The organism is Streptomyces sp. NPDC047022 (genome assembly GCF_040644155.1).
Lineage (GTDB): Bacteria > Actinomycetota > Actinomycetes > Streptomycetales > Streptomycetaceae > Streptomyces.
Genome location: NZ_JBEYVV010000028.1, coordinates 77,627 through 87,269 on the forward strand (window position 1 = coordinate 77,627; position 9,643 = coordinate 87,269).

Sequence of the window (9,643 nt, forward strand, 5' to 3'; positions counted from 1 at the left end):
CGCGCCCTCCACGGCGCCGGCTCAGTCCCATGACCCCTGTGCCGCGGGCAGCCCCGCCAGCTCCGCGAGGTCCTCAGGGGCCAGACGCACCCTGGCCGCCGCCGCGTTCTGGACGACCCAGCGCTCCCGCTTGGCGCCGGGAACCGGCACCACATGACCGCCCTGCGCCAGCACCCAGGCCAGGGCCACCTGGGCGGCCGTGACGTCCTCCCCGTGCCGCCTGGCCACCCGGCGCAGTCCCGCCACGATCGGCTGGTTCGCCGCCATCATCTCGGCCGTGAAACGAGGGTGGCGGGCCCGCAGGTCGTCGCGTTCGAAGCCCTCGCCAGGGGTCAGCGTGCCGGTCAGGTAGCCGCTGCCGAGCGGCATCGCCGCCAGCACGCCCACCCCGCGCGCCGCGCACCAGGGCACCAGCGCGTCCAGTGCCTGAGCCGACCACAGCGACAGCTCCGCCTCCACGGCGCTCACCGGGAACACCTGCTGCACCCGCTCCAGTTGCCGCAGGGCGGCGTCGTACGGTCCCGCCCCGGACCGGCGCCGGGCCTGACCGCCCACCGCGTACAGCCCCAGTGCTCGTACCTTGCCCGCCTGGACCAGCTCCGCCATGGCGCCCCAGGTCTCCTCGACGGGGACCTCGGGATCCGCGCGGTGCAGCTGGTAGAGATCGATGACGTCCGTCTGCAGCCGCCGCAGCGACGCGTCGCAGGCACGCTTCACATAACCGGGGCGGCCGTTCGCCACGATGTGCTGCTCGCCCACCAGCAGCCCTACCTTGGTCGAGACGAACGCGTCGGCGCGCCGCTCCTTCAACACCCGTCCCACCAGCAGCTCGTTGGTGAACGGCCCGTACATGTCGGCGGTGTCGAGCAGCGTCACCCCCAGGTCGAGCGCCCGGTGCACGGTGCGCAGGGACTCGTCGCCGCGTTGCCGTGATCCGGAGTACGCCCAGCTCATCGGCATGCACCCAAGTCCCACGGCCCCCACTTCGAGTGTTGCCGCGCCGATCGTCCTGCGCTCCACCTGGCCGTGTCCTCCCTCGTTCGGCACCCCAAACTAACCAATGCGCCACCGGGCCTTTCGCTTAGCCTCCTGACCATGACTGTCGACGTTTGGCTTCCCTTCCACCGCGAGGAGGTGGAGGGGCTCCCCGAGGGCCTCTCCTACCGGTTCTGGGACGGCGGTCCGGAGTTCCCCGCCGACCCCGCCGACTGCGCGTTCTATGCCGTGCCGTATATGAAGAGCAGCGAGATCGCGGTGCGTCCCATGGCCGCGATGACGTCCGTCCGGGTCGTGCAGACGCTCAGTGCCGGAGTGGATCACGTGGAGCCCGGGCTCTCCCTGCTGCCCGAGGGGGTGCGGCTGTGCAACGCACGTGGCGTGCACGACGCCAGCACCGCCGAAATCACGCTGACCCTGATCCTCGCCTCACTGCGCGGCATTCCCGACTTCGTCCGGGGACAGGACCGCGAGGAGTGGCGCGCCGGGTTCCGTCCCGCGCTCGCCGACAAGTCCGTCCTCATCGTCGGATACGGCGCCGTCGGCGCCGCCATCGAGGACCGGCTCGTGCCCTTCGAGGTCGCGCGGGTGGCGCGCGTCGCGCGCCGTGCACGCGAAACGGAGCGCGGCCCTGTGCAACCCCTCTCCCGATTGGCGGATCTCCTTCCCGACGCCGATGTGGTGGTATTGGCCACGCCGCTCACGGAGGAGACGAAGGGTTTGGCCGGCGCCGGGTTCCTGGCCTGTATGAAGGACGGGGCACTGCTGGTGAATGTGGCGCGCGGTGGTGTGGTCGACACCGAGGCGCTGCTGGCGGAGCTGGAGCGAGGCCGTATCACCGCCGCGCTCGATGTCACGGATCCCGAACCGCTGCCGGCGGGCCATCCGCTGTGGCATGCGCCGGGTGTGCTGATCAGCCCTCATGTAGGGGGGCCCACCTCGGCGTTCTGGCCTCGGGTCAAACGATTGCTGAGCGCGCAGGTGAACCGGTTCGCGGAGGGGGAGCCGTTGTTGAACGTCGTGCTGACGACGGGGGCTTGAGCGCTTCGCCGCACAGGGAGAGGGTCCTCCGCACCCTTCGGCGCGCTTCGCGCGCAACCCTGTGCGGGGGAGCCGCGCATCGGCCGCGCACCGCGCCCCCACAGGGGCGCTTGATTTGAGCCAAGGGCAATGACCGCGTGCGCCCTCTCGAGGGGGCGCACTACCGGCGCGTGCGTTGGCTGTCGTTTGCTTCTCATCCGCTTCCGGCACACTCCGCAGTCCCCCGTGCGCGTAACGTGCTCGTATATCCGCTGGTCGTCACGGAGCGTAGAGGAACTATGTCCCTGAGTGACGAGACTGGTGTATCGTCCCGACAGGGGCTGCGCCGCGCACCGTTCGGCGCCGGGGACGGAACTTTGAGACATGCGAGGGGGGCGACGGGCGATGCACGGCCTATGGGCGAACGATCCGACGCGGCGGGGTCGCGGGCGGCGACCCCGGCGAGCCGCGATGCGCAGACACGGGCACAGTGGCCACATCGGGCACAGCGGTCATCACCACCACCGCAGGCACTCAGGACGCAAAAGGCACACCCATCCAGCCCGCAGGAACCAGCGGGACTCGGCCGTGCCCCGGACCCGGAGTGCCCGGTGAGCTCGCCGGCAGCGTGCCTGGTCCGCCGTCCGATGCCGGACGGCCGGACGCGCATGGTTCCGCAACTCGTTCTGGCCCTGCTGTGCGCGGGATACGCCGTCGGTTCCGCGATCGGCTGGGGCTCCAGGAACATTGCGCTGTTCATGGGCGACTTCGGGCTGAGCACCGCAGCGGGAGCCGCGTCGGTCTCCTGCTTCTTCTACGCCCGTAGCCGCCGCAGCCGCTTCCGGCCCGCCTGGCTGCTCTTCTCGCTGTCCTCCCTCATGGCGGCGCTGGGGAACGGGGTGTGGGGCTGGTACGAGGTCGTCCTCGAGCGTCCCGTGCCCTCGCCGAGCTGCGCCGACCTCTTCTTCCTCTGCTTCGCCCCGCCCGCCATCGTAGGGCTGCTCGTACTCGCCAAACGGCCCGTCACCAAAGCGGGCTGGGTCTGCCTCGCGCTTGACGCCTGGCTGATCGGCGGCTCGCTGCTGACGCTGTCGTGGAGCCTCGCGCTCGCCCAGGCGGCGAAATTCGACGGGCCGAGTGTCGCGCACACGGCGCTGTCGCTCGCGTATCCGCTGCTGGACATCGCCCTGATCAGCATGGTGGTGGCGCTCCACTTCCGACGCTCGGCGGTCACGCGTTCGGCGGTCAACACGGCCATCGGCGCGCTCGCGCTGACCGTGATGTGCGACGCGCTGTTCACCTCGCCCCTGCTGCACAGCAGCTACCACTCGGGTCAGCTGCTGGACGCGGGCTGGTTCTCCGGCTCCCTGCTGCTCGCGTACGCGCCCTGGGTCGGCTCCGCCGGCCCGGGACAGTCTTGCGAGGGCGAGGGCGAGGGCGAGGGCGAGGGCGAGGACGAGGACGAGGGCAACCGCGCGCCGTACGTCCGCGAACGGGCACCACGCACCACCCGCGTCTCACAAACCACCCAGGCCCCGCACACCACACGTGCCCCGCACGTACCCCACGTCCCGGAGCAGCGACGGCCGGGTCCGCGGGAAACCGACCTCCTGGGCGAACACCCGCACGCGTCCGACCCGGACGACGACCACGCACCGCCACAGAACCAGGCCGCACTTCCGCAGGACCACGAACGGTATCCGGCGACGCGCCCGATCTCCGGATCGCTGGCCGCGCTCACGCCCTACCTGGCCGCCGCCGTCTGCACACTGGGGATCCTCTACAACGTCCTCAACGGCCAGCGCGTCGACCGCGTGGGGCTCATCACCGCGGGCGCCGTCGTGCTCGCACTCGTCGTGCGCCAGGGAATCATGCTGCTCGACAACATCACCCTCACCCAGGAGCTCGCACAGAAGGAGAACCACTTCCGCTCCCTGGTGCAGGGCTCGAGCGACGTCATCATGATCGCCGCGCCCAACGGCATCCTCAGGTACGTCTCCCCGGCCGCCGCAGGTGTCTACGGTCGGCCCGCCGAAGAACTCGTCGGGACCGAGCTCGCCGCGCTCATCCACCCGGAGGACCTGGGCTGTGTGGTGCACGAAGTGCGCCGCTTCCTGGCCGCCGGCCACACCGGAGGCTCCACCACGCGCATCGAGTGCCGCTTCAGGTCGGGCGACGGCGGCTGGCTCAACGTCGAGTCCACCGTCAACCGCCATCACGGCGGCCTCATCTTCAACAGCCGCGACGTCACCGAGCGGGTGCGCCTCCAGGCGCAGCTGCAGCACAACGCCGAGCACGACCCGCTCACCGACCTGCCCAACCGCGCGCTGTTCACCCAGCGCGTCAAACAGGCGCTGTCCGGCCGCCGCTCGTCCGACCGAGGCACCGCCGTGCTCTTCATCGACCTCGACGGATTCAAGGCCGTCAACGACACGATCGGGCACCAGGCCGGGGACGAGCTGCTCGTCCAGGCCGCCCGCAGGCTCCAGGACGCGGTCCGGCAGGGCGACACCGCCGCCCGGCTGGGCGGTGACGAGTTCGCGGCCCTGATCGTCGGTGACGGCACGAGGGACCGCAGCGCGCGCGAGGGTCACATCATGGAACTCGCCGACCGGCTCCGGATCACCCTCTCCCAGCCCTACGACATCGACGGCAACGATGTCCGGGTGGCGGCGTCCATCGGAGTGGCCTTCGCCGATCCGGGCCTCGGCGCTGGTGAGCTGCTGCGCAACGCGGACCTCGCCATGTACCGGGCCAAGGCCGCGGGCAAGGGCCGCGTGGAGCTGTACGCCCCGCAGATGCAGCAGGACGTCGTACGCAAGGCCGAGCTGGCCACCCGGCTGCGGGCCGCGCTGCACGACGGGGAGTTCACCCTGCTGCACCAGCCGGTGGTCTCGCTCGCGGACGGCCGGATCGCATCGGTCAGTGCCCAGGCACGCTGGCGCTCCTCCCAGGGCGTGCTGTTCACCCCCGCGGAGTTCCTGCGGGTGTCCGACGGCAGCGACAAGACGGCCGAGCTGGACTGCTGGACGCTGGAGGCGGCCGTCGAACAGGCCGCCGAGCGCGCCGCAGCCGGGCTCGCCGCGCCTGTCGCCATCCGCATCGGCGCCCGCCGGCTCCTCGACCGCTCCCTGCCGCTGGGCTCCGTAGAAGCCCTGCTCACGCGGCACGGACTGGCCTCGGGCGCGTTGATGATCGAGCTGTACGACACCGATCCGCGCATCTGCCTGGAGGAGCTGGAGCGCAGACTGGGCGCCCTGCGCAGGATCGGGGTCCGGGTCGCCCTGGACGGCTTCGGCAGCAGCTACGCGGCCATCACGGCGCTGCGCAGACTGCCCGTCGACGTCCTGAATCTCGACCGCGGCCTCGTGGAGGGCGTAGTCGAGTCCGCGCGGCTGCACAAGATCACCAGTGGACTGTTGCGCATCGCCACCGACCTGGGTCTCCAGTCGATCGCCGACGGTGTGGATCTCCCCGAGCAGGTCGTCGCCCTGCGTGCGATGGGCTGCACCCATGGGCAGGGCGCGGCGTTCTCCGGACCGCTGGACGAGTACCGGCTGCGCCGGGCGCTGCATTCCGGCCATTATCCGGTGCCGCGCCACCCCGTGGAGCCGGTGCTCGCCGGAGGGGGTTCGGGGGTGTACACCAGTGGAATGACCGCCGTTTTTGGAGGCGGGACGGGTCTGCGCTCACATAATGAGACTCCCGTCCCACCCACTTGACAGTGACAGTGCCCCGGGTAGAGGGTCAGTGCCATGCGCACCCGAATTCTCGTACTTGGCCAGCGCGTCGGCTGAGCTGGGACCACCGGAAACAACCGGAACACCCAGCGACCACACCCGGCGCGCTCCCCTCGCTTGCCTTCTGGCACGAGGGGTTTTTTGTTGCACCAGCACCAGCCGAACAACGCCCGAACCTCGCAAAGACCCCTCGCAGACCCCTCGCGACAACCTCGCGCACAAACCCTCAGCATCGAGAAGAGAATGACGATGACCGAGCAGGCCACCGGGGCCCCTCACCCGCATCCGCGGCCCCGATCCGGAGGACACAAGTCCGCGCCCGAGCAGGTGACGGGTGCGCAGTCCCTCATCCGCTCTCTCGAGGAGGTCGGCGCCGAGACGGTATTCGGTATTCCCGGCGGTGCGATCCTTCCGGCGTACGACCCGCTGATGGACTCCAAGCGGGTGCGGCACGTGCTGGTGCGGCACGAGCAGGGCGCGGGCCACGCCGCCACGGGCTATGCGCAGGCCACGGGCAGGGTCGGCGTCTGCATGGCGACCTCGGGCCCCGGCGCCACCAACCTGGTGACCCCGATCGCCGACGCGCACATGGACTCGGTGCCGCTGGTCGCGATCACCGGCCAGGTCTCCTCCAAGTCGATCGGCACCGACGCCTTCCAGGAGGCGGACATCGTCGGCATCACGATGCCGATCACCAAGCACAACTTCCTGGTCACCAAGGCGGAGGACATCCCGCGGACGATCGCGGAGGCCTTCCACATCGCCTCCACCGGCCGCCCGGGCCCTGTCCTCGTCGACATCGCCAAGGACGCCCTCCAGGCGCAGACCACCTTCAGCTGGCCGCCCGCCACGGACCTGCCCGGCTACCGCCCGGTGACCAAGCCGCACGCCAAGCAGATCCGCGAGGCCGCCAAGCTGATCACCTCGGCCAAGCGGCCCGTCCTCTACGTCGGCGGCGGCGTCCTCAAGGCCGGCGCCACCGCCGAGCTGAAGGTCCTCGCCGAACTCACCGGAGCGCCCGTCACCACCACCCTGATGGCGCTCGGCGCATTCCCCGACAGCCACCCGCTGCACGTGGGAATGCCGGGCATGCACGGTGCGGTCACCGCCGTCACCGCGCTGCAGAAGGCCGACCTGATCGTCGCCCTCGGAGCCCGTTTCGACGACCGCGTCACCGGCAAGCTCGACAGCTTCGCCCCGTACGCCAAGATCGTCCACGCCGATATCGACCCGGCCGAGATCGGCAAGAACCGCGCAGCCGACGTGCCGATCGTCGGTGACGCCCGCGAGGTCATCGCCGACCTGATCCAGGCCGTCCAGAAGGAGCACAGCGAGGGCCACAAGGGTGACTACACCGCCTGGTGGAACGACCTCAGCCGCTGGCGCGAGACCTACCCGCTCGGCTATGACCTGCCCGAGGACGGCACGCTCTCCCCGCAGCAGGTCATCCAGCGCATCGGGCAGCTCGCCCCCGAGGGCACGATCTTCGCCGCGGGCGTCGGACAGCACCAGATGTGGGCCGCGCACTTCATCCAGTACGAGAAGCCGGGCACCTGGCTGAACTCCGGCGGCGCCGGAACCATGGGTTACGCCGTCCCGGCCGCGATGGGCGCCAAGGCCGGAGCGCCCGACCGCGCCGTGTGGGCGGTCGACGGCGACGGCTGCTTCCAGATGACCAATCAGGAGCTGACCACCTGCGCCCTGAACAACATCCCGATCAAGGTCGCCATCATCAACAACGGCGCCCTCGGGATGGTCCGCCAGTGGCAGACCCTGTTCTACAACCAGCGGTACTCCAACACGGTCCTGCACTCCGGCCCCGAGGCCGACGGCCTGCAGCCGAGTGCGGGCACCCGCGTCCCCGACTTCGTGAAGCTGTCGGAGGCCATGGGCTGCCACGCGATCCGCTGTGAGTCCCCGGCCGACCTCGACAAGGTCATCGAAGAGGCCAACTCCATCAACGACCGCCCGGTCGTGGTCGACTTCATCGTGCACGAGGACGCGATGGTCTGGCCGATGGTCGCCGCGGGCACCTCCAACGACGAGATCATGGCCGCGCGGGACGTGCGTCCCGACTTCGGCGACAGCGAAGACGACTGAGAGAGCTGAGTTGAGAACCATGTCCAAGCACACCCTCTCGGTCCTCGTGGAGAACACGCCCGGCATCCTCGCCCGGATCGCCGCCCTGTTCTCCCGCCGCGGCTTCAACATCGACTCGCTCGCGGTCGGTGTCACCGAGCACCCCGACATCTCCCGCATCACCATCGTGGTGAACGTCGAGGACCTGCCGCTCGAGCAGGTCACCAAGCAGCTCAACAAGCTCGTCAACGTGCTGAAGATCGTCGAGCTGGAGCCCGGCTCCGCCGTCCAGCGCGAACTCGTCCTGGTGAAGGTGCGAGCGGACAACGAGACGCGCTCCCAGATCGTGGAGATCGTCCAGCTGTTCCGCGCCAAGACCGTCGACGTCTCCCCGGAGGCCGTCACCATCGAGGCGACCGGATCCACCGACAAGCTGTCGGCGATGCTCAAGATGCTGGAGCCGTTCGGCATCAAGGAACTCGTCCAGTCCGGCACGATCGCCATCGGCCGCGGCGCCCGCTCGATCACGGACCGCTCCCTGCGCGCCCTCGAACGGTCCGCGTAGGACTCGTAGTAGGACTTCATACCGGAACGGGCGGACGGCCGGTGGGCGCCCGCCCGTATACCGAGACCATCAGCCTTCCCCCAGCCCTGCCGTCATACGGTGGGACGCACCATCTGCACCCCAAGGAGAGAACCGAAAGTGGCCGAGCTGTTCTACGACGCTGATGCCGACCTGTCCATCATCCAGGGCCGCAAGGTCGCGGTCATCGGCTACGGCAGCCAGGGCCACGCCCACGCGCTGTCGCTGCGCGACTCGGGTGTCGACGTCCGCGTGGGTCTGCCCGAGGGCTCGAAGTCCAAGGCGAAGGCCGAGGAGCAGGGCCTGCGAGTGGTGACGCCGTCCGAGGCCGCCGCCGAGGCCGACGTCATCATGATCCTGGTGCCGGACCCGATCCAGGCCCAGGTCTACGAGGAGTCCATCGCCCCCAACCTCAACGACGGCGACGCGCTGTTCTTCGGGCACGGCTTCAACATCCGCTTCGGCTTCATCAAGCCCCCGGCCGGTGTCGACGTCTGCATGGTCGCCCCCAAGGGCCCGGGCCACCTGGTGCGCCGTCAGTACGAGGAGGGCCGCGGCGTTCCCTGCATCGTCGCCGTCGAGCAGGACGCCTCCGGCAACGCGTTCGCGCTGGCGCTGTCGTACGCCAAGGGCATCGGCGGCACCCGCGCCGGCGTCATCAAGACCACCTTCACCGAGGAGACCGAGACCGACCTGTTCGGTGAGCAGGCCGTCCTGTGCGGTGGCACGGCGGCGCTGGTCAAGGCTGGCTTCGAGACCCTGACCGAGGCCGGCTACCAGCCCGAGATCGCCTACTTCGAGTGCCTGCACGAGCTGAAGCTCATCGTCGACCTGATGTACGAGGGCGGCCTGGAGAAGATGCGCTGGTCCATCTCCGAGACCGCCGAGTGGGGCGACTACGTCACCGGTCCGCGCATCATCACCGACGCCACCAAGGCCGAGATGAAGAAGGTCCTCGCCGAGATCCAGGACGGCACGTTCGCGCAGAACTGGATGGACGAGTACCACGGCGGTCTGAAGAAGTACAACGAGTACAAGCAGCAGGACTCCGAGCACCTGCTGGAGACCACCGGCAAGCAGCTGCGCAAGCTGATGAGCTGGGTCGACGAAGAGGCGTGAGCCGACCGCCGTGCGGCGCAGGTAGCGCGGTGCGCCCGGGTCCGGCTCGATCTTGGCGCGCAGGCGCTTGACGTGGACGTCGAGGGTCTTGGTGTCGCCCACGTAG

Annotated in this window: 6 protein-coding genes and 1 pseudogene; 5 read left to right on the forward strand and 2 right to left on the reverse strand. The window is 69.8% G+C overall.

Annotated elements, in window-relative coordinates; genetic code table 11:
- Positions 1-21: 21 nt before the first annotated feature.
- Positions 22-1,020, reverse strand: coding sequence for an aldo/keto reductase (locus ABZ845_RS24815; RefSeq protein WP_360983235.1), 999 nt, complete (start codon positions 1,018-1,020; stop codon positions 22-24).
- Positions 1,021-1,095: 75 nt separating this feature from the next.
- Between ABZ845_RS24815 and ABZ845_RS24820 the strand changes: the two genes are divergently transcribed.
- The 5 genes from ABZ845_RS24820 to ilvC all read left to right on the forward strand — a co-directional run bounded on the left by ABZ845_RS24820 (position 1,096) and on the right by ilvC (position 9,537).
- Positions 1,096-2,037, forward strand: a complete 942-nt coding sequence (locus ABZ845_RS24820) for a 2-hydroxyacid dehydrogenase (RefSeq protein ID WP_360983237.1) — start codon at positions 1,096-1,098, stop codon at positions 2,035-2,037.
- A gap of 626 nt (positions 2,038-2,663) precedes the next feature.
- Positions 2,664-5,738: an EAL domain-containing protein gene (locus ABZ845_RS24825; protein WP_360983253.1), complete on the forward strand. Its 3,075-nt coding sequence runs from the start codon at positions 2,664-2,666 to the stop codon at positions 5,736-5,738.
- Between the two features lie 261 nt (positions 5,739-5,999).
- On the forward strand, positions 6,000-7,856 hold the full coding sequence (locus ABZ845_RS24830) for an acetolactate synthase large subunit (RefSeq protein WP_360983239.1): 1,857 nt from the start codon (positions 6,000-6,002) through the stop codon (positions 7,854-7,856).
- 19 nt (positions 7,857-7,875) lie between these two features.
- Positions 7,876-8,400: an acetolactate synthase small subunit gene (gene ilvN / locus ABZ845_RS24835; protein WP_360983241.1), complete on the forward strand. Its 525-nt coding sequence runs from the start codon at positions 7,876-7,878 to the stop codon at positions 8,398-8,400.
- Positions 8,401-8,538: 138 nt separating this feature from the next.
- Entirely contained in the window at positions 8,539-9,537 is a 999-nt protein-coding gene (ilvC, locus tag ABZ845_RS24840; protein ID WP_360983243.1) for a ketol-acid reductoisomerase, read from the forward strand.
- An 18-nt stretch (positions 9,538-9,555) separates the two neighbouring features.
- Here the strand turns inward: ilvC and ABZ845_RS24845 are convergent.
- Positions 9,556-9,643 (reverse strand): annotated as a pseudogene (locus ABZ845_RS24845) (helix-turn-helix domain-containing protein); the annotation flags it as partial.